Genomic DNA, 19,107 nt, shown 5'->3' with positions numbered 1-19,107 from the left:
CGACGGGCCGCGCGAATCAGGTCTCAACCCCGTTCAACGAACCGGCGCGCGAAAGGTGACGGTTCGCGCCCCGACCGATTCCCCGCCGCGCACATGCCCCGATACCGCCCGTGCCGACCGTCCGTAGGATGTGCGCAGACAGCACCGAGCGAGACCGCGAGTACCCCATGGCGACACTTGAGTCCGAATCCGAGGAAGGGCGCGAGCCCGAGGCCCACCCGGCCGCGCCCGGCCCCGCCGCTGCGCCCGCAACGGACCCCGCCGCCCCCGCAGTGGACGACCCCGAACGCTGGCGGCGCTTCGCCGCGGGCGACCCCGCGACCCCCGAGGCGGCCCCGCCCGGACGCCTGCGCGCCGCGGGCCGCGCTCTGCGCCGCGCCGCCCGCTCCGAATGGACCCTCGCCGGACTCTTCAGCGCCCTCCTCGCCGTCGCCATGACCTGGCCACTCGCCAAAGACCTCGACTCGGTCATCCCCCACGACACCGGCGACCCGCTCCTGCTCACCTACATCCTCGGCTGGGTCGGGCACGCCCTGGTCAACGACCCGGCAGGGATCTGGGACACCAACAGCTTCTGGCCCCTCACCGACGCCTACCTCTTCACCGACACCCTCCTCGGCTACGCGCCCGCCGCGCTCTTCGCCACCACCCCACAGAACGCGCTCATCGTCTACAACGTCCTCTACATGGGCACCTTCGCCCTCGCCTTCCTCGGCGCCTACGCGCTCCTGCGCCAACTCGGCGCCCGCGTCGCCGGCTCCGCCCTCGGCGCCGCCGCCTTCGCCTACGCCCCTTGGAAACTCGGCCAGGCCGGACACCTCCAGGTGCTCTCCTGCGGCGGCATCGCCCTGGCCCTGGCCATGCTCGCCCGCGGCCACGGCTGGTCCATGCGCGAGGGCTTCCGGGCCGACCGCCAGCGCCCCGGCTGGATCATCGCCGGTTGGCTCACCGCCCTGTGGCAGTTCACGATCGGCGCGGGGCTCGGCATCCCGTTCGTCTACCTGCTCCTGGGGATCGGCGTGGTCGTCGGCCTCCACTGGCTCGTGCTGCGCCCGCGCCTGCGCTGGCAGACCCTCGCCGCCAACGGATTCGGCGGCAGCGTCTTCAGCCTCGGGGTGCTGTGGATCGCCGACAAGCACGCCGTCGTGGCCCAGACCTATCCGGAGTCGGTGCGCGACGCCGACTACATCGCGTGGTTCAGCCCGACCTGGCAGAGCTTCATCATCGCGCCGCAGGAGTCGCGGGCCTGGGGCGCGGCGCACGAGGCGGCGCGCGCGGACCTGACGTGGGCGCCCGAGCAGGCGCTGCTGGTGGGCTTCACGCTCATGGCGCTGGCGGTGGCGGGTCTGATCTGGTCGTGCTGGTCGGGGTGGCAGCGGTTCTGGCTGGCCTTCGGCGGCGCGGTGGTGTTCGCGATCAGCATGGGCCCCAACTTCCTCGACCACGGTTCGTGGGCGTGGGCGCTGCTGTACGCGTACGCGCCGGGGTGGGACGCGATCCGCACGCCAGGGCGATTGGTCCTGTATCTGACGTTGATCCTGGCGGTGCTCGCGGCGGGGACGCTGACGCGGATCGCCGACGAGGCCGACGAGGTGGCGCACCGCGCCCGTGTGGACAAGCGCCTGACGGTGAAGGCGCCCAGGCGGGTGCACGCGCTGCTGTTCCTGCCGGTCGCGCTGGTCCTGTGGGAGGGTTTGACGGTGGCGCCGTATGTGGCGGTGCCGCAGGCGCCGGTGGACATGTCCGAACTGGAGGGTCCGGTGCTGTTCCTGCCTTCGGGCGGTGGCGACACGAAGGTGCAGTACTGGAGCATCGACGGGTTCGTGGAGGTCGCGAACGGGGTCGCGGCGTTCACGCCGAACGAGCAGGCGGGCCTGCGGTCGATGTCGATGGACTTCCCCGACCCGGACGCGATCGCGTCGCTGCGGGAGGCGGGGATCGAGACCGTGGTGGTGCAACCCGGTGCGCTGTCGGGAAGCGACTGGGCGGGCATCGACACCGAGACCGATCCCTTCGGCGTGGAAGTCCTCCGGACCGAAACGGCGATCGTCTACGACCTCAACCCCTGAGCCGCCGACTAAGAGCTGATATTCCGTAAATTACGGATATGTCCCCTAGGGGACCCCTGGTTCAAAAATACCCGCGGGGTACGACATCGCCCGAAACGCGATTAATCCTCACATCGGTCCCATCGGCGTGAAGAAGGCCAGCGATCCCACCGCGTCGAGCCGCGGCGGGGAGTGGAGCGGGGAGGCCGTGACGTCGAAGGTCCGGTGCACGCCGCGGCCCTCGATACGCATCAGGCTGCGCTCGAGCGCGTCCGTCTGGAGCGCCTGCACCGGCGCGAGCCGCGCCAGCTCCGCGTCCACCAGCGGATAGCCGCCGGCCGTGAAGTCCAGGAACCGAAGGCCCGCATCGAGAAAGCGCGGCATCGCCGTGTCGACCTCGGGTCCGAACCCGAGCAGCTGCCTCGCCTCGCGAGAGATCGCGACGATCCGCGTGTCGGCCGCGAGGAGCAGGCACGCGTCGGCGCTCGCGATCACCGCGGTGCGCCACGTGGACAGCGCGGGGTCGAGCCTCCTGCCGTCGGGCCCGGGCAGATTCGCGCGGAGCGGGATGACGAGTTCGAGTTGCGTCAATGGGCGTCCCGGGGGTAGTCGTAACGCTCAGTCGGTCCACGTTAACAGAGAAAAGTTGATCTTCGTCCCCCGCGCGTCTACCCTCGGGTCATGAGTGCCAACGACGCGCCCGCTTTCGGTGTCGATTCCGAGGTGGGGCGCCTGCGCAGTGTCATGCTCCACCGCCCCGGAGGGGAGCTGCGCCGCCTCACCCCCCGCAACAGCGGCGCGCTGCTGTTCGACGGCATCCCGTGGGTCGAGCGGGCCCAGGCCGAACACGACCGGTTCGCCGCCACGCTCCTCGACCAGGGCGTCGAGGTCCTCTACGTCGCCGCGCTCCTCGCCGAGTGCTTCGAGTCGCCCGAAGCCCGTGAGGCCGTGACCGTCTCGGTCACCGCCGACCCGCGCCTGGGCCAGACCCTCGGACGCGAGCTGGCCGCCCACCTCGCCGACCTCGAACCCGAACGGCTCGCCGCGGTCCTCATCGAAGGACTGACCAAAGAGGAGTTCGGGCGCTCGCGGAGCCTGCGGCACAAGATGATGCGCCCCACCGACTTCGTGATCGACCCGCTGCCGAACATGATGTTCACCCGGGACTCCTCGGTGTGGATCGGCGACGCGGTGGCCGTGACCAGCCTCGCGATGCCGGCCCGCCGCCGCGAGACGACTCTGACCGGGATCATCTACCACCACCATCCGCGCTTCGCCGCCGTCCCGAAGCTCTACGACCCGTCGCTGGAGCACCTCGAAGGCGGGGACGTGCTGGCGCTCGCGCCGGGCGTCCTGGCCGTCGGTGTGGGCGAGCGCACCACGCCCGCGGGAGCGGAGCGCTTGGCGCGCAAGGTCTTCGAACGCGGCACGATCCGCACGGTCCTGGCCGTCCCCATCGCCCAGCGCCGCGCCACCATGCACCTGGACACGGTCTGCACGATGGTCGACCGCGACCGGATGGTCATGTACGCCCCGGCCGAGCAGCGCCTGGAGGCGTACACGCTCACCAGCGCCGACGGCGGCGCGAGCCTCGACATCAAGGCACCCAGGCGGTTCCTCGACGCCGCGGCCGAGGCGATCGGCGTTGAGCGCATCGAGATCATCCACACCGGGGAGCGGGACGTGGTCACGGCCGAGCGCGAGCAGTGGGACGACGGCAACAACACCCTCGCGCTCTCGCCGGGGATCGCGGTCGCCTACGAGCGCAACACGGTCACCAACGCCCGCCTCGAAAGGGCCGGCATCAAGGTCCTCACCATCCCCGGCTCCGAACTCGGCTCCGGCCGAGGCGGCCCCAGGTGCATGTCCTGCCCGTCGATCCGAGAGGCCCTCTGACACGACGCGCAGGACCGGAAAGCGGCCGCGACCCGTCGGGTCGCGGCCGCTTTCCGTTTGTGCTGCTTAGAGGTTGGCGGCGATGTCCTTGCGGAAGTAGCCGCCTTCGAGTTTGATGCTCTCGGTGATCGAGTAGGCCTCCTGGCGGGCCTGGGCAACGGACTCGCCGGTGCCGACGCAGCCGAGGACCCGGCCGCCGGTGGCGATGAGCTGCCCTGAGGCGTCGATCGCGGTCCCGGCGTGGAAGACGCCGTCGGCGTCCGCGCCGTACAGCGGGCGGCCGGTCACCGTCTCGCCCGGGTAGCCCTCGTTGGCGACCACGACGCAGACGGCCGCGCCCTCGCGCCACCACAGGGAGCCGACGCTGTCGAGCCTCCCGGTCGCGGCCGCGTGCAGCAGCGTGCCGAGCGGGGTCTCCAGGAGCGCGAGCACCGCCTGGATCTCCGGGTCGCCGAAGCGGGCGTTGAACTCGACGACCTTGAGGCCCTTCGAGGTCAGCGCTAGTCCGCAGTACAGGGTGCCGACGAACGGCAGGCCGCGCCCGGCCAGCTCGGCCAGGGTCGGCTCGGCGACGCGGGTCATGACCTCGGCGACCAGGTCGTCCGGGGCCCACGGCAGGGGGCTGTAGGCGCCCATGCCGCCGGTGTTGGGGCCGGTGCCGCCGTCGCCGATGCGCTTGAAGTCCTGCGCCGGCAGCAGCGCCTTCGCGGTGGCGCCGTCGCTGACGACGAACAGCGAGACCTCGGGGCCGTCGAGGTACTCCTCGATGACGACCCGCTCGCATTCGACCGCGTGGGCGAGGGCCTGCTCGCGGTCCTCGGTGACGACGACGCCCTTGCCGGCGGCGAGGCCGTCGTCCTTCACCACGTACGGCGCGCCGAACTCGTCGAGCGCGGCCTCGGCCTCCTCGCGGGTCTTGCAGACCCGGGCGGCGGCGGTGGGGACGCCGGCGGCGGCCATGATCTCCTTCGCGAAGGCCTTTGAGCCCTCGATCCGGGCGGCGGCGCCGCTGGGGCCGTACACCGGTATGCCCTTGGCGCGGACCGCGTCGGCGACGCCGGCGACCAGCGGGGCCTCGGGGCCGACGATGACGAGGTCGGCCGCGGAGGTCACCGCCAGGGAGGCCACGGCGGCCGGGTCGGTCTGGTTCACCGGCACGCACTCGCCGAGTGCGGCCATGCCGGGGTTGCCCGGGGCGCAGATGAGCTTGGTGACGGATTCGTCCTCGGCCAGGGCCGCCGCGAGGGCGTGCTCGCGGCCGCCGGAGCCGATCAGGAGTACTCGCACCCCGCCAGTTTACGGTGCGGATACGTGCTGGTTAACCGCCACGCCGGGTGGCACTCATTACGCGGGACGACGCACGATCGGGTGACAAGTCCGTCGCTGAGCGCTGTTTTTGTCACACCCCCGAGCAACGCTTGGCCCCAGACTTCGGTCCCCTTCTGGGAGGGTGGGGGATAGGGATGGCACTACGGCCTTAAGCACTAGAAAGCTAAGGCAGTGCAGTGCAGCGCAGTGCAAAAAAGTTAAAGCAGAGCAAAGCAAAGCTAGAGCAGGGCCCGGCCGGCCTCCGGCCGGCCTCCGGCCGGCCGGATCTGAGCGCCGCATCGCCTGCCCGCGAGAAAAGCTCCAGGGGCCCGGACTGTGAACGAGGCCCTGACCAGGTGGGCTCGGCTCTCCGGCGAGTGAGATTGCTGCCATGATGGGCCGCGTGACTGCGAATGTGCTCGCCGAGCGGTACGCCTCGGCCCGAATGCGCGAGATCTGGGACCCCGTCGGCAAGATCAAGGCCGAGCGGCGCCTGTGGCTCGCGGTGCTCCGGGCCCAGCACGAGCTCGGCGTCACCGTCCCCGACGGCGTCGCCGAAGCCTACGAGCGCGTCATCGACCAGATCGACCTCGACTCCATCGCCGAGCGCGAGCGCGTCACCAAGCACGACGTCAAGGCCCGCATCGAGGAGTTCTCCGAACTCGCCGGCCACCAGCACATCCACAAGGGCATGACCAGCCGCGACCTCACCGAGAACGTCGAGCAGATGCAGGTCAGGCAGTCTCTCGAACTCGTCCGCGCCCGCCTCGTCGCCGCGCTCGTGCGCCTCGCCGCCCGCGCCGAGCAGTACCGCGACCTCGTCATGACCGGCCGCAGCCACAACGTCCCCGCCCAGGCCACCACCCTCGGGAAGCGCTTCGCGACCTGGGCCGAGGAACTCCTCGCCGCCTACGAACGACTCGAGGACCTCCTGCGCCGCTACCCCCTGCGCGGCATCAAGGGCCCCGTCGGCACCGCCCAGGACATGCTCGACCTCTTCGACGGCGACACCGCCAAACTCGCCGAACTCGAACGCCGCGTCGCCGCCCACCTCGGCTTCGAGCGCGTCTTCGACTCCGTCGGCCAGGTCTACCCGCGCTCGCTCGACTACGAGGTCGGCACCGCCCTCGTCCAGACCGTCGCCGCCCCCTCCTCGGCCGCGCTCACCATCCGCCTCATGGCCGGAGCCGAACTCGCCACCGAGGGCTTCATGCCCGGCCAGGTCGGCTCCTCGGCCATGCCGCACAAGATGAACACCCGCTCCTCCGAGCGCGTCAACGGCCTCGCCGTGGTCGCCCGCGGCTACGCCGCCATGCTCGGCGAACTCGCCGGCGACCAGTGGAACGAAGGGGACGTGTCCTGCTCGGTCGTCCGCCGCGTCGCCCTGCCCGACCTGTTCTACGCCGTCGACGGCCTCTATGAGACCTTCCTCACCGTCCTCGACAACTTCGGGGCCTACCCGGCCGTCGTCAACGCCGAACTCGACCGCTACCTCCCCTTCCTCACCTCCACAAAGGTCCTCATGGAGGCCGTCAAGCAGGGCGCCGGCCGCGAGGACGCCCACGAGGCCATCAAGGAGCACGCCGTCGCCGTCGCCCGCGCCATGCGCGAGTCCGGCCAGCGCGAGAACGACCTGTTCGACCGCCTCGCCGCCGACCCGCGGCTGCCGCTGGACCGGGCCGGCCTCGACGCGCTCGTCGCGAATACGGGTGAATTCACCGGTGCCGCAGGCGATCAGGTCGACCGGGTCGTCGAACGGGTCGCCGCGGCGGCGAAATCGCACCCTGAGGCGGCCGCGTACCGGCCCGGCGACATCCTCTGACGGGCTGTGACCTGGCACCGTCCCCGCCGCGCGGCGCTGGCCCAGGTCACGCCCCGTGAATATGCTTGGCCTGTTCCGTCCATGTGACCGACAGGAGTGCGACCGTGGCCCGTGTAGTGGTCGACGTGATGCTGAAACCAGAAATCCTCGACCCCCAGGGCGAGGCCGTCCTCGGGGCGCTGCCCCGCCTGAACGTCACCGAGGTGGCGTCGGTGCGGATCGGCAAGCGCGTCGAGATCGAGTTCGATGAGAACGCCCGGAACGTCGAGGAGCAGTCGCGGGTGATCGCCGACCAGCTCCTGGCCAACCCCGTCATCGAGGACTTCACCATCTATATCGAGCCCAGCCCGATCGAGGCGCCGTGACGGCGCGCGTCGGGATCGTGACCTTCCCCGGTTCGCTCGACGACCGGGACGCCGCCCGCGCGGTGCACCTGGCCGGGGCCGAGCCGGTGGGCCTGTGGCACGACGACGCGGCCCTCGCGGGGGTCGACGCGGTGTTCCTGCCCGGCGGGTTCTCCTACGGCGACGCGCTCCGGTGCGGCGCCATCGCCCGCTTCTCGCAGGTGATGGACGCGATCGCGCAGGCCGCCGAGCGCGGGATGCCCGTCCTCGGCGTCTGCAACGGCTTCCAGGTGCTGTGCGAATCGCACCTGCTGCCCGGGGCCCTGGTGCGCAACGCGCACCTGCGCTACCGCAACCGCCCCGCGCGGCTGCGCGTCGAGACCGACCGGACCGCGTGGACCCGGCGGTTCCAGGCCGGCGCCGAAGTGGTCTTCCCCGCCAAGCACGGCGAGGGCCGGTACGTCGCCGACGAGGCCACCCTCGACGAGCTGGAGCGAAGCGGCCGCGTCGTCTTCCGCTACCTCGACAACCCGAACGGCTCGATGCGCGACATCGCCGGGGTGGCCAACGAGGCGGGGAACGTCGTGGGCCTCATGCCCCACCCCGAGCACGCCGTGGAGGCGCTCACCGGGCCGTCCACCGACGGGCTCGGCGTGGTCGCCTCAGTGCTGGCCCACCTCAGCGGGGCCGGCGAACCGCAGGGAGCCAACCGATGACCCGAGAACTCGCGATGACCGTGGACACCGTCGGCGTGGCCGACGCGACCCCGGACGAGAAGCAGCCCTGGGCCGAACTGGGGCTCAAGGAGGACGAGTACGAGCGCATCCGCAAGATCCTCGGCCGCCGCCCCACCCAGTCCGAGCTGGCGATGTACTCCATCATGTGGTCCGAGCACTGCTCGTACAAGTCCAGCCGCGTGCACCTGCGCCAGTTCAACGAGAAGAACCCGCGGACCCCGCGCCTGCTGGCCGGGATCGGGGAGAACGCCGGCGTGGTCGCCATCGACGAGCACATCGCGGTCACCTTCAAGGTCGAGTCCCACAACCACCCGTCCTACGTCGAGCCCAAGCAGGGCGCGGCGACCGGCGTCGGCGGGATCATCCGCGACATCATCGCCATGGGCGCGCGGCCCATCGCCGTCATGGACTCGCTGCGGTTCGGCGCCATCGACCACCCCGACACCGCCCGGGTGCTTCCGGGCGTCGTCGACGGCATCGGCCACTACGGCAACTGCGTGGGCCTGCCCAACATCGGCGGCGAGACCTACTTCGACCCGTGCTACCAGGGCAACCCCCTGGTCAACGCGCTCTCGGTCGGCGTCATGCCCCGCTCGCGCCTCCAGTCCATGCAGGCCAGCGGCGCCGGGAACATCGTGATCCTGCTGGGCGCCAAGACCGGCCGCGACGGCATCGGCGGCGTCTCCGTCCTCGCCAGCGCGACCTTCTCCGAGTCCGGTGAGGGCGACGCGCGCCCGAGCGTGCAGGTGGGCGACCCGTTCACCGAGAAGCTGCTCATCGAGGTGTGCCTGGAGCTGTTCGACGCCGGGCTCGTCGTGGGCGTCCAGGACCTCGGCGGCGCGGGCCTGACCTGCGCCCTGAGCGAGACCGCGGCGGCCGGCGACGGCGGCATGCACGTCGACCTCGAACTCGTTCCCTTGCGCGCCAAGGGCATGGAACCGCACGACATCCTCGCCTCGGAGTCGCAGGAGCGGATGCTCCTCATCGTCGACCCGGCCAAGGCCGAAGAGGTGCTGGCCCGCTCGCACCGCTGGGGACTGCTGGCCACGGCGATCGGGACGGTCACCGGATCGGGCCGCCTGGTCATCGACTTCCACGGCCAGACCGTGGTGGACGTGCCGCCGAAGTCGCTCGCCGACGAGGGCCCGGTCTACGACCGGCCGATCGCGGAGCCGAACGATCTCGCGCTCATCGCCGTCGACCGGGCCGAGACGCTGCCGCGTCCGAGCACCGACGAGGAGATCCGCCAGACCGTGCTCGACATGGCCGCGAGCCCGAACCTGTGCGACAAGTCCTGGATCACCGAGCAGTACGACTCGTCGGTGTTCGGGAACACGGTGCTCGGCGCGCCGCACGACGCGGGTGTGATCCGCCTCGACGAGCGCACCGGCGTGGGCATCGCGATCTCGCTGGACGGCAATGGCCGCTTCGCGCGGCTCGACCCGTACACGGGGGCGCAGCTGGCGCTGGCCGAGGCCTACCGGAACGTCGCCGTCACCGGCGCGACCCCGATCGCCGTCAGCGACTGCCTGAACTTCGGCTCGCCGGAGGACCCGCACGTCATGTGGCAGTTCGAGCGGGCCGTCACCGGCATCGCCGACGGCTGCCAGAAGCTGGGCATCCCGGTCACCGGCGGCAACGTCTCGTTCTACAACCAGACCGGCCGCGACGCGATCCACCCTACGCCGGTCATCGGCGTGCTCGGCGTGCTCGACGACGTCGCGCGCCGAATCCCGCTCGGGCTGGGCCGCACCGGCGACACGATCGCGTTGCTCGGTTCGACCGCCGAGGAGCTCTCGGGCTCCGAGTGGGCCGCGGTGAAGCACGGCCACCTCGGCGGCGTGCCGCCGAAGGTCGACCTCGACCACGAGATGAAGCTCGCCGAACTGCTCGCCCGCCTCGCCGGGACCGAGCAGCTCGCGGCCGCGCACGACCTCTCCGAAGGCGGCCTGGCGCAGGCGCTGGTGGAGGCGATCTGCCACTCCGGTCTCGGCGCGCAGATCCTCCTGCCGGAGGGCGTGGACCCGTTCACGTACCTGTTCTCGGAGTCCTCGGGTCGGGTGCTCGTGGTGATCCCGCGGGGCCAGGAGCTGGCCGTGCGCACCGCGTGCGAGCAGCGGGGCCTGCCGATCACGCCGCTGGGCGTCACCGACGCGAACACCGACGGCCTGCACCTGCGGGACCACTTCGACCTCGGCCGCGCCGAGCTCGAAGCGGCCTGGAGGGGCCGGATCGGCGCTCGCCTCGGCGAGTAGTTCCAGCGGATTCGCTTGACCGCCCCGGTGCTTCGGCGCCGGGGCGGTTCTTTGTTCGAGGGCTGGGAGTGAGGGCCGGAACGTCGCCCGCCTGCCTGATGCGTTCGTTCGCGGTCGGGCGCGAGGGCTTGTGCCGGATCGCGCCGGTGCCGGGCGATGCCATTGCCGGGCAGTGCCATATATAGAGGTGCGCGATAGCGGGGAGCGCGCTCAGGGCTGTGCTCGCCGCTGTGCCCATACCCGGCCGCGATTACGTGGGCCCGTGGTCATTCCCGGTCCTTCGCAGTCCCGGCCGTGTTCGCAAGGGACCGAGGTCAACCCCGGTCGCTCCGGCCGACGCTTGCGGCTGCGCTCACTCGTCGACGAGGAGTTCGCCTTCGGGCGTGGTCAAAGGCAGGTGCTCGGTAAGGTCGGCGCGCTGGCCCGAGGCCGCGAGCTTCCCGGCGGCCGCCGCCTCGGCGAAGGAGGTCCGCCCGGCGGCCAGTGCCACGAACACGAGCGGTTGACATTCGATGACGTTCGGGGGAGTGCCCCGGCGGTGCCTGGGGCCCGCCACGCACTGCACCGCGCCGTACGGCGGCACCCGCACTTCCACGGTGTGACCTGGTGCTTTGTCCGCCAGGGCTTTGAGGAGCACTCGCACGGCGGCCTTGAGGGTCTCCTTGTCGGGGACCTCGCCGGCGTCGATCGCGGCGATGGCGTCGGCCACAGCGTTCACGGGGAGACCTCCGAACCACGTTAGACTTCCTGATGCGGCATATCGCCGAAAGCGCCGCGCGAGCGGCCGTGCGTGAACGACAGAGCGCCCGTCCGCCTAGCTCGGCCGTGCGTTGCGGCGTCCGCACCCCGGTCCCGTAACCGAATTGAGACCAGGCATAGTGGCGACGACGGCCCGCTTCCGTGGGTTCGTCGTGCCCGTCCGTGGCGGAACGCCGCGAGTGAGCGCTGGATGGCACATGCCCAGGAGGGGATGTAGATGACCGTAGCGGCCGAACCGAGCGGGACCCAGACTAACGTCCTGGGGTCCCGCCGCAGGCGAGGGGGTGGCCTGCGTGCGCGCCTGGCCGGCCTCGCGGCCGCGGCCGGCGTGCTCCTCGGCGTCCTCGCGTTCCCGCAGGCGGCGTTCGCCCAGGGCGACTTCGCGATGACGATCAACACGCAGAACCCGTGGATCGACATCGGCGGCGCCCCGGTGAACATCTCGGTCACCGTCGTGGCCACGCACCAGGATCCGAACGGCAAGGACCTGAACGTCGAGGGCGTCCTGCGCAAGATCGACAACTACGCGTACGTCGGCATCGCCGACGGCGGCGGGTGCAGTCCCTCGGGCGACTCCTCGGTGAGCTGCGGCCGGATCCTGCCGGGCGAGTCGCGGACGATCACGTTCGCGGTCACCCCGATGAGCGAGTCGGACCTGCCGCAGGGCGAGCAGAAGTCCGGCGAGTTCAAGGCGAAGCTCAACGGCGGCAGCGACCAGTCGACCTCCGTCACCGTGGTCGGCGCCGCCGTCACGGCGACCGCCGCGAACATCACCGGCACCGTGACCTCCGACGCCGAGCCGGTCGAGGGCGCCAAGGTCGTCCTCACCGACGCCGAGGGCAAGAACCACGAGACCACCACCGGCGGCGATGGCGGGTTCCGCTTCGACGGGTCCTCGGACAACCCGATCGCGCCCGGGGACATGACCATCAAGGTCACCAAGGAGGGCTTCGAGGAGGCCTCCCAGGACATCAACGTCTCCTCGAACTCGACCTTCAACGCGAACCTGACGCTCAGGCAGGTCGCGACCGAGGAGGCGACCACGGAGGCGCCGACCACCGAGGCCGCCACGACCGAGGCCGCGCCGAGCCCCACTGAGGCCGCCGACGAGGGCGGCATCTCCGGCACGCTCGTGTTCCTCATCATCGTCGGCGCGCTGCTGGTCATCGGCGGCATCGTCGGCATCGTGTTCCTGCTGCGCGGCGGCAAGGACGACAAGGACGAGGACGAAGAGGAGAGCTTCGCCCCCGACGGCCCGCCCGACCACACGCCGACGGCCGCCCAGGTCGGCTCGCCCGGCGTGTACCAGGCCGGGCCCGCGCCCGGCTCGGACGCTCCGACGATGCTCCACCCCGGCGGCCTGGTCGACAACGCGGCCCCGACCCAGTTCGGCCCCGCCTACGGCGGCGAGTCGGACTCCACGCAGGTGATGCCGCAGGCCGGTTTCGGCGCGCCGCCCGCCCCGAACCCGGACGCGACCACGATCCTTCCGGTCGTCAAGCAGCCGGGCGGTCCCGGCGGGGCCGACGCCACGCAGATCATGCCGCAGGCGAACCTCAGCGGTCCGCCTCCGGCGGCTCCGCCGAGCCCGTACGCCGACCCGAACGCGACCCGCCCGCACCCGGGGCCCTCGGCCCCGCCGAGCCCTTATGCGGACCCGAACGCGACCCGTCCGCACCCGGGGCCGAGCCCGTACGGCGCCGACCCGGGCGCGACCCGGCCGCACCCGGCGCCGACACCGCCGCCGGCGACCGGCTCGATGTTCGACCCGCAGAACCCGGGGATCGCTCCTGGGGCGCCGTCCGAGCCGCGATACGGCTCGCACGGCTCCCCGAGCGCCCCGCCGGCCGGGCCGCCTTCGGCGCCGCAGAGCGCCCCTCAGAGCGCCTCGCAGTTCGGGCCGGGCTCGCAGAGCTACAGCCCGCAGGGCGGGCAGCCGACCCAGGGTTACAGCCCGCAGGCCGGAGGTCAGCCTGGAGGCCAGCCGGGGAGCCAGCCCGGCGCGGGCTTCGGCCAGCAGGCCGGAAGCCAGCCGAACACGGGCTTCGGGCCTCAGGCGGGCAGCCAGCCGAACGCAGGTTTCGGGTCGCAGCCGGGGAGCCAGCCGAGCACCGGTTACGGCTCGCACTCGGCGCAGCCCCCGGCGCCGCAGAGCGACCAGTACCCGGGCCAGTCGATGCGGCGCGACCCGTACGCGCCGCCGGAGCAGCCCGCGCAGCCGAGCGGTGAGTTCGGCGCGACGCGTGCGATGCCGCAGTACGGCGACCAGTCGCAGCCGCCGGCCGCTCCGTACGGGAGCGAGCCGAACCGCGAGGGGGAGGGCGAGGAGCCCGACTCCCGGCGCACCGAGCGCCGCAGCTGGGGCGAATGGGACGACCGCCCTCGATCCTGGTAACCGCGAACGAGACTGAAACAGCGACAACGAACGCCGCGACGGGCAGAGCCCGTCGCGGCGTCCGTTTCCCGCTCACTTTGTCCTACACGTTCGGGTGACACGATCGCCGGCGCGGTCCGTTCTTGTCGTACCCGCGCGACATGATGGGCGCTATGTTCTTCCCCTCTTGGGCGGGTGGGGGTTTGGGACGGCCCCCTCCACAGGCACCGCAACTGCGGCCACACCCGGCATTCCCACCCCACCCGGCAGGGCGTCACGGCCCACACCCGCTGTTTTGGCGGGTGGCGACTTCCCGCAGGTCCGATAGACTGTGAAAGGCGGCTCCGACGCATCCGCGTCGGCGAGGCCCGCGAGCCGAGGCGCCGCCGCCCATGGCGACTTCTCCGTGCCATGACCAAGTCCAGCCAACCGAGGAGTTGCAGTGGCCCGAGGTGACGGTCGACTCACCACGGAACTCGATCCCGACAACCCTGGTCCACGCGACGCCTGCGGCGTCGTCGGCATCTGGGCCCCCGGGGAAGAGGTCTCGAAACTCACCTACTTCGGGCTCTACGCGCTGCAGCACCGCGGCCAAGAGGCCGCCGGCATCGCCGTCTCCGACGGCGCGCGCACCGTCGTCTACAAGGACCTCGGCCTCGTCGCCCAGGTCTTCGACGAGTCCACGCTCGCACCCCTCCAGGGCCACCTGGCCATCGGCCACGCCCGCTACTCCACCACCGGCGCCCCCACCTGGGAGAACTCCCAGCCGACCATCAGGTCCACCACCACGGGCACCGCGATCGCCCTGGCCCACAACGGGAACCTGGTGAACACCGCCGACCTCCTCAAGGAGGTCGACAACCTCGGCATCGACATGGGCGCCACCACCTCCGACACGCACCTCATCACGGCCCTGCTCGCCGCCCACCCCGACGAGTCCGTCGAGGCCGCGGCCGTGCGGGTCCTCCCCAAGCTCCGCGGCGCGTTCTGCCTGGTGTTCATGGACGAGAACACCCTCTACGCCGCCCGCGACCCCCAGGGCGTGCACCCGCTCGTCCTCGGCCGCCTCGCCTCCGGCTGGGCCGTCGCCAGCGAGACCGCCGCGCTCGACACCATCGGCGCGACCTTCGTCCGCGAGGTCGAGCCCGGCGAGCTCATCACCGTCGACGAGCACGGCCTGCGCTCCACCCGCTTCGCCAACCCCGAGCCCAAGGGCTGCCTGTTCGAGTACGTCTACCTCGCCCGCCCCGACACGAAGCTGGCCGGGCGCAACGTCTACGCCACCCGCGTCGAGGTCGGCCGCGTCCTCGCCCGCGAGCACCCCGTCGAGGCCGACCTCGTCATCGGCGTCCCCGAGTCCGGCATCCCCGCCGCGATCGGCTTCGCCGAGGAGTCGGGCATCCCCTACGGCCAGGGCTTCACCAAGAACGCCTACGTGGGCCGCACCTTCATCCAGCCCTCGCAGTCCCTGCGCCAGCTCGGCATCCGCCTCAAGCTCAACCCGCTCGTCGACCAGATCCGCGGCAAGCGCCTCGTGGTCGTCGACGACACCATCGTCCGCGGCAACACCCAGCGGGCGATCGTGCGGATGCTGCGCGAGGCCGGGGCCGTCGAGGTCCACGTCCGCATCTCCGCGCCCCCGGTCGAGTGGCCGTGCTTCTACGGCATCGACTTCGCGACCAGGGCCGAGCTCATCGCCGGCTCGCTCGACACCGACGGCATCCGCGCCCAGATCGGCGCCGACACGCTCGGGTACGTCTCGATGGAGGGCCTGGTGCGCGCCACCGAGCAGCCCGCCTCGCGCCTGTGCATGGCCTGCTTCGACGGCCGGTACCCGATCGAGCTGCCCGCCGCCGACCTCATTGGCAAGCACCTCATGGAACCTCTCCCCGAACCCCAGCGCCAGTCACCGCGAACCACCGAAGCGAGCACGTCAGTGCGGGAAGGGACCACAGCGTGAGCAGCGGCTCCACCACTCAGAGGACCATCTCCTACCAGTCCTCGGGCGTCGACATCGACGCCGGGGACCGGGCGGTCGAGGCGCTCAAGCCCTCGATCCGCAAGACCACCCGTCCCGAGGTCGTCGGCGGCATCGGCGGCTTCGCCGGCCTGTTCGCCCTCGACACCGAGAAGTACAAGAAGCCGCTGCTGGCCTCCTCCACCGACGGCGTCGGCACCAAGCTCGTCATCGCCCAGAAGCTCGACATCCACGACACGGTCGGCATCGACCTGGTCGCGATGGTCGTCGACGACCTCGTGGTGTGCGGCGCCGAACCGCTGTTCCTCCTCGACTACATCGCCACCGGCCAGGTCGTGCCCGAGAAGATCGCCGACATCGGCGCGGGCATCGCCGACGGCTGCCGCTGGGCCGGCTGCTCCCTCATCGGCGGCGAGATCGCCGAGCACCCCGGCGTCATGCGCCCCGGCGACTACGACATCTCCGCCACCGGCGTGGGCGTCGTCGAGGCCGACAAGCTGCTCGGCCCCGAGCGCGTCAAGCCCGGCGACGTCGCCATCGCCATGCGCGCCTCCGGCCTGCACTCCAACGGCTTCTCGCTCGTGCGCGAGGCCCTGTTCGGCGTCGGCGGCATGGACCTGGGCACCGTCGTCCCCGAGTTCGCCACCTCCGAGCACTCCCAGCGCACCCTCGGCGAGGAACTGCTCACCCCCACCCACATCTACGCCAAGGACTGCCTCGAACTCGCCAAGGAGTGCGACGTGCACGCCTTCGCGCACATCACCGGCGGCGGCATCGCCGGGAACCTCGTCCGGTCCCTCCCCGAGGGCCTCCAGATCGAGGTCGACCGCTCCACCTGGGCCCCGAACCCGGTTTTCGACGTCGTGCAGCGCGTCGGCGGCATCGGCGCCGAGGAGATGGAGCGGACCTTCAACATGGGCATCGGCATGGTCGCCGTCGTCGCCCCCGACCAGGTCGACCGCTCGCTGGCCGTGCTCACCGCGCGCCACGTCGAGGCCTGGACCATCGGCGAGGTCGTCGAGGGCGGCGCGGGCGTCAAGCTCAGCGGCGACTATCTGACGGCTGGATAGGGATCTCAGGCTCCGCTTCCGCGCCCGCATCGATCATCGGTGCGGGCGCCGACGCCTCCAGCGCCGCCTCCAGGGCCGCCGCCTCCTGAATCCCGTGCCGCTCGGCGGCCTTGATGCTCAGCCACAGCCAGATCAGGCCCAGCGTCGGCAGCACCGCCGCCGAGATCAGCGCCGGGATCAGGTGCAGCGTCGGCGTGATCATGACGCCCACGATGAGCAGCGTCGATATGAGGATCGTCCGCCGCGTCGCCGGGTCGAAGACCTTGAGCGGCCCCAGCGGGATCCGGTGCCACGCGACCCGCTTGGCGCTGCGGATGATGATCAGCCCCAGCAGGAAGCCCGCCGGCTCGTCCGAGAGCCAGTGCTGGCCCAGGAACACCTGCGAGCACAGGACGATCACCGGAGGGGCCAGCAGGAGCGTCCAGCGGGCCCAGGCGGGCAGCACACCGCCGATCAGCATCACGATGAGGCCGAACAGCAGGATCGAGTTCACCGCGTGCCCTGAGGGGAACGCGGTCGCGTCGGGGATGCCGCCGCCGCCCTCGGGGTGGTAGGTGAACAGCAGCGGGCCCTCGGGGGAGACCTTCTCCAGCGCGAACGGGTGCTGCGAGAGCGGGCGGCCCAGCAGGTGCTTCATGCCCAGGATCGAGGCGAGGGTGATGAACGAGATCACGTACATCAGCAGCGGCCGGATCGAGCGCGACCGCAGCGCGCACCAGATCGCGATGAACAGCGTGACGGTGGCGACCGTGCGGGCCTGGCCGAGCTCGGCCCCGGCCTTGGCGAGGTCCCACAGCCACTCCACGTCGTTGGCGTCGACCGCCCACAGCCGCACCTCCCAGTCCAGGCGCACCAGCCAGGACGGGTAGCTCACGAAGAACGCCAGCGCGAGGAAGCCCAGGAACATGAAGATGTCGGGCCACCAGCTCTTCGGACGCTTGGCAAACGGTTCCCAATCGAACCAGCCCACGGGGATATACCGGCGCAGCGGCGTGATGATCTGGCTGACCACCGCGTTGTCGCCGACCGTGACGCCACGGTCGGTGATGCCGGCGCTCCTGCGCGCGGTCGCAGGCCGACTCGATTCAGAAGGCATAGATGGATGTTCGCCGGTGAAAGTGAATTTTGATGCCGCCACACCCGAACTGGACCGAATTTGTTATCAGGTCGGTATATATGGTGTGGTTTGCGACGCAACCGGAATGAGCAGCACCGATACCCCGCGATACTGGTCACGTTCCAACGTGTCCCGATTGCGGGGTCGGCCCGGTTTGCCCGCGGTCGATAGACTCTCGGCCGGGAGCGGGCGCGAAGACGGGCGCCGACTCGCCGCGGGGAGCCTCCGCGGACACCGTCCGCATTCGGCGTCGCGCCAGGATCGCCTGCCCGCCTGGGGCGTCCGCGGCGGACCCGCTCGACCTCCCTTTTCCGACCATTGGAGACGGACCAGTCCCGAACCACCGTCCTCCCTCGCGGGCGGACCTCGAACCCCACCGGGAACCCCTGATGCAGCGACGAGACGCGCCCGAGGACGGCGCCGTGGCCGCGGCCCTGCGCGGCCACGCCGACGGGCTCGAAGACCTCCGCCACCGGCTCGAGGCCGTGCGGTTCACCAGCACCTTCATGGCCCGCGACGATCTGACGTACGGGTCGCTGTGCGCCTGGCTGGGGGAGTTCATCGAGGAGCGCTTCGCGCGCCAGGACGAGCTGCTCGACTTCGTGATGGAGAACTTCCGGAAGGCGGCGGTGCGGCTGCGGCTCTCGGCGGACGCCTACGAGGGCGGTCCCGGGGCGCCCGGCCGCGACGAGGTGGCGAGCGCCGCGTACTGGGCCCCGGAGGGGAGTTCGACGCCGGTGGCCGAGGCGAACCCGGGCCCGCGGCTGGCCGAGCAGATCCAGCCGCTGGTCGATCGCATCGCGAACTTGTCCTGGGCCGATGAGCGGCTCACCGCTCTGGTCGCCGATCCCGTTGCGGCGTCGGGGGTCGAGGAGGTCTTGGCGGACTTCGCGCCGATGCGGGAGCTGGCGGCGAAGCTCGCGGGGCGCCCGCAGGTCGTGGCCGACCAGACGCGGGCCTGGTACGAGACCTCTGCCGAGATGCGCCGGGTGGCGGACGCGCTCGAACGCCATCTGGACCGGGAGATGCCGGAGTGGACCGGCGAGGCGCATGCCTCCTACAAGGCGTTGATGGACAAGAACGTCGACGCGCTGGGCGGCACCGCCGTGACCGCGGCGGCGCTCGCCGCGGCGGTGGACGGTGCGGGCGCGGTCATCGCCGCGACGCTGCGCCTGGTGCGTGAGCAGGGCGCGGAGCTGGCCTCGCACCTGAAGGTCTGGGCCACGGTGCGGGAGGTCTCCGGCGACCCGGTGCCGCAGCAGTTGGTGGCCGCGATCGCCAAGTGGGCCTTGACGGTCGCGGCCCACCTGAACGCTCTGGCGCGGAGTCTCCAGTCGCTCAAGGGCCTGCTCGGCAAGTGATCGGCCGCCGAGCGGCGCGGGGACTGCGTCGACGGGGT

Annotated in this window: 14 protein-coding genes; 10 read left to right on the top strand and 4 right to left on the bottom strand. The window is 71.4% G+C overall.

Annotated elements, in window-relative coordinates; translation table 11 throughout:
* Nucleotides 1-167 precede the first annotated feature (167 nt).
* Nucleotides 168-2,069 carry a hypothetical protein gene (locus IF12_RS0120495; RefSeq protein WP_051704674.1) on the top strand — a complete coding sequence of 634 codons (1,902 nt, stop codon included), beginning with the start codon at nucleotides 168-170 and terminating at the stop codon, nucleotides 2,067-2,069.
* A gap of 108 nt (nucleotides 2,070-2,177) precedes the next feature.
* Here the strand turns inward: IF12_RS0120495 and IF12_RS24435 are convergent, their stop codons facing one another.
* Entirely contained in the window at nucleotides 2,178-2,639 is a 462-nt protein-coding gene (locus IF12_RS24435; RefSeq protein WP_051704673.1) for a hypothetical protein, read from the bottom strand.
* A 90-nt stretch (nucleotides 2,640-2,729) separates the two neighbouring features.
* On the opposite strand from IF12_RS24435, the gene IF12_RS0120485 reads away from it, so the two are divergent.
* Nucleotides 2,730-3,944, top strand: coding sequence for an arginine deiminase (locus tag IF12_RS0120485; RefSeq protein ID WP_030161796.1), 1,215 nt, complete (start codon nucleotides 2,730-2,732; stop codon nucleotides 3,942-3,944).
* Nucleotides 3,945-4,010: 66 nt separating this feature from the next.
* Here IF12_RS0120485 and purD read toward each other — a convergent pair whose 3' ends face one another.
* Nucleotides 4,011-5,231 (bottom strand): phosphoribosylamine--glycine ligase, encoded by a 1,221-nt coding sequence (gene purD, locus IF12_RS0120480; RefSeq protein ID WP_030161794.1) that lies wholly within the window; start codon nucleotides 5,229-5,231, stop codon nucleotides 4,011-4,013.
* 424 nt (nucleotides 5,232-5,655) lie between these two features.
* Here purD and purB point away from each other — a divergent pair, with 424 nt between their 5' ends.
* The 4 genes from purB (at nucleotide 5,656) to purL (ending at nucleotide 10,410) form a co-directional block, all read left to right on the top strand.
* On the top strand, nucleotides 5,656-7,074 hold the full coding sequence (gene purB / locus IF12_RS0120475) for an adenylosuccinate lyase (protein ID WP_369807740.1): 1,419 nt from the start codon (nucleotides 5,656-5,658) through the stop codon (nucleotides 7,072-7,074).
* 104 nt (nucleotides 7,075-7,178) lie between these two features.
* Nucleotides 7,179-7,439 (top strand): phosphoribosylformylglycinamidine synthase subunit PurS, encoded by a 261-nt coding sequence (gene purS, locus IF12_RS0120470; RefSeq protein ID WP_030161790.1) that lies wholly within the window; start codon nucleotides 7,179-7,181, stop codon nucleotides 7,437-7,439.
* Nucleotides 7,436-8,134, top strand: a complete 699-nt coding sequence (purQ, locus tag IF12_RS0120465) for a phosphoribosylformylglycinamidine synthase subunit PurQ (protein WP_030161789.1) — start codon at nucleotides 7,436-7,438, stop codon at nucleotides 8,132-8,134. The genes purS and purQ overlap by 4 nt, the downstream gene beginning before the upstream one ends.
* Complete coding sequence (purL, locus tag IF12_RS0120460; protein WP_051704672.1) at nucleotides 8,131-10,410, top strand: phosphoribosylformylglycinamidine synthase subunit PurL; 2,280 nt, start codon at nucleotides 8,131-8,133, stop codon at nucleotides 10,408-10,410. The genes purQ and purL overlap by 4 nt, the downstream gene beginning before the upstream one ends.
* Nucleotides 10,411-10,762: 352 nt before the next feature.
* Here the strand turns inward: purL and IF12_RS0120455 are convergent, their stop codons facing one another.
* Nucleotides 10,763-11,119 (bottom strand): sterol carrier family protein, encoded by a 357-nt coding sequence (locus tag IF12_RS0120455; protein ID WP_133884468.1) that lies wholly within the window; start codon nucleotides 11,117-11,119, stop codon nucleotides 10,763-10,765.
* A gap of 267 nt (nucleotides 11,120-11,386) precedes the next feature.
* On the opposite strand from IF12_RS0120455, the gene IF12_RS27075 reads away from it, so the two are divergent.
* From IF12_RS27075 to purM, 3 genes are all read left to right on the top strand, one after another.
* On the top strand, nucleotides 11,387-13,564 hold the full coding sequence (locus IF12_RS27075) for a carboxypeptidase-like regulatory domain-containing protein (protein ID WP_030161783.1): 2,178 nt from the start codon (nucleotides 11,387-11,389) through the stop codon (nucleotides 13,562-13,564).
* Nucleotides 13,565-13,985: 421 nt separating this feature from the next.
* A complete protein-coding gene (gene purF, locus IF12_RS0120445) occupies nucleotides 13,986-15,503 on the top strand; it encodes an amidophosphoribosyltransferase (RefSeq protein WP_030161781.1) in 1,518 nt (505 codons plus the stop codon).
* Nucleotides 15,500-16,591, top strand: coding sequence for a phosphoribosylformylglycinamidine cyclo-ligase (gene purM, locus IF12_RS0120440; RefSeq protein WP_030161779.1), 1,092 nt, complete (start codon nucleotides 15,500-15,502; stop codon nucleotides 16,589-16,591). The genes purF and purM overlap by 4 nt, the downstream gene beginning before the upstream one ends.
* Here the strand turns inward: purM and IF12_RS0120435 are convergent.
* Nucleotides 16,563-17,687: a phosphatase PAP2 family protein gene (locus IF12_RS0120435; RefSeq protein ID WP_030161777.1), complete on the bottom strand. Its 1,125-nt coding sequence runs from the start codon at nucleotides 17,685-17,687 to the stop codon at nucleotides 16,563-16,565. The genes purM and IF12_RS0120435 overlap by 29 nt on opposite strands.
* Nucleotides 17,688-18,097: 410 nt before the next feature.
* Here IF12_RS0120435 and IF12_RS24430 point away from each other — a divergent pair, with 410 nt between their 5' ends.
* Entirely contained in the window at nucleotides 18,098-19,069 is a 972-nt protein-coding gene (locus IF12_RS24430) for a hypothetical protein (RefSeq protein WP_051704671.1), read from the top strand.
* The last annotated feature ends 38 nt before the right edge of the window (nucleotides 19,070-19,107 follow it).

The sequence above is a fragment of the Glycomyces sp. NRRL B-16210 genome (assembly GCF_000719515.1).
GTDB lineage: Bacteria > Actinomycetota > Actinomycetes > Mycobacteriales > Micromonosporaceae > Glycomyces.
Note: the sequence above shows the minus strand (reverse complement) of the source record. Positions and strands in the feature narration are given on the sequence as shown.

Coding starts and splice junctions, on each gene's coding strand:
- IF12_RS0120495 (WP_051704674.1), top strand. CDS start 168: ATGGCGACACTTGAGTCCGAATCCGAGGAAGGGCGCGAGCCCGAGGCC.
- IF12_RS0120485 (WP_030161796.1), top strand. CDS start 2,730: ATGAGTGCCAACGACGCGCCCGCTTTCGGTGTCGATTCCGAGGTGGGG.
- purL (WP_051704672.1), top strand. CDS start 8,131: ATGACCCGAGAACTCGCGATGACCGTGGACACCGTCGGCGTGGCCGAC.
- IF12_RS27075 (WP_030161783.1), top strand. CDS start 11,387: ATGACCGTAGCGGCCGAACCGAGCGGGACCCAGACTAACGTCCTGGGG.
- IF12_RS0120435 (WP_030161777.1), bottom strand. CDS start 17,687: ATGCCTTCTGAATCGAGTCGGCCTGCGACCGCGCGCAGGAGCGCCGGC.
- IF12_RS24430 (WP_051704671.1), top strand. CDS start 18,098: ATGCAGCGACGAGACGCGCCCGAGGACGGCGCCGTGGCCGCGGCCCTG.